Below are 874 nucleotides of genomic sequence, written 5' to 3'. Positions count from 1 at the left end.
TGCACGGCCTCGTCGGTACGACGCTCCAGATCGGCCAGCTTCCCGGCCGTGGTGTGGATGTCGATGCCCTCGATCTCCGTCATGAAACTGAGTATCATGGACTGGTACTGAGTTCACAAGTCCCGTTCCTGAGACCGGCGTCACCCGGAGGGGAGAATCACCACTGTGAGTTCACCGTCCGACGCGATCGTCGCCGCTGCCTTCCGGCTCTTCGCCGAGCGCGGGTACGACGCCACGAGCGTCGACGACATCGCCGCCGCGGCCGGCATCAGCCGGAGCACCTTCTTCCGGCTGTTCGGGTCGAAGGAGACGGTGATCTTCCCTGATCACGACGACGTGCTGACCGCGGTCGAGGAGCGGCTCGCCGCCTCCACCGAGCAGAGCGCGATCAACGCCGTGTCGGACGCCGTACGGATCGTGCTCTTCCACTACATCAGCGAGGGCGAGCGCGCACGCAGCCGCTACCGGCTGACCTCGAAGGTGCCCGCGCTGCGCGAGCGCGAGCTGATCAGCGGGGCGCGCTATCAGCGGCTGTTCCGGCAGTACCTCAGCCGCTGGGGTGACGGCAGCGAGCAGTCCGAGCGGCGTGCCGAGCTGATGGCCGCCGCCGTCGTCGCCGCCCACAACCGGGTGCTCCGGCGCTGGCTGCGCGAGGAGTCGACCGATCCGCACGTCGAGATCGAGGAGGCGATGGCGCAGGTCCACGAGCTGTTCGCCGCCGCCGACCAGCCGCGCGCGGTGCTCGTCGTACGGACGGGGCAGGACCTGGGCGCCGTCGCGGACCTGATCAAAGGCCTGTAGGCCGCGGCCCTAGCTGTACTGACCACGGACGTTAGGTACGGCGCGCCTGCTGGACGATGACGAAGACCTCCGG

At 68.5% G+C, this 874-nt stretch carries 1 protein-coding gene; it reads left to right on the top strand.

Annotated elements, in window-relative coordinates; translation table 11 throughout:
• The first annotated feature begins 165 nt into the window (after positions 1–165).
• The gene (locus AB4880_RS00095) at positions 166–801 is read left to right on the top strand and encodes a TetR/AcrR family transcriptional regulator (protein ID WP_367917152.1); all 636 of its coding nucleotides are present in this window, start codon (positions 166–168) and stop codon (positions 799–801) included.
• Positions 802–874: the final 73 nt, after the last annotated feature.

The sequence above is a fragment of the Nocardioides ginsengisoli genome (assembly GCF_039537225.1).
GTDB lineage: Bacteria > Actinomycetota > Actinomycetes > Propionibacteriales > Nocardioidaceae > Nocardioides > Nocardioides ginsengisoli.
Note: the sequence above shows the minus strand (reverse complement) of the source record. Positions and strands in the feature narration are given on the sequence as shown.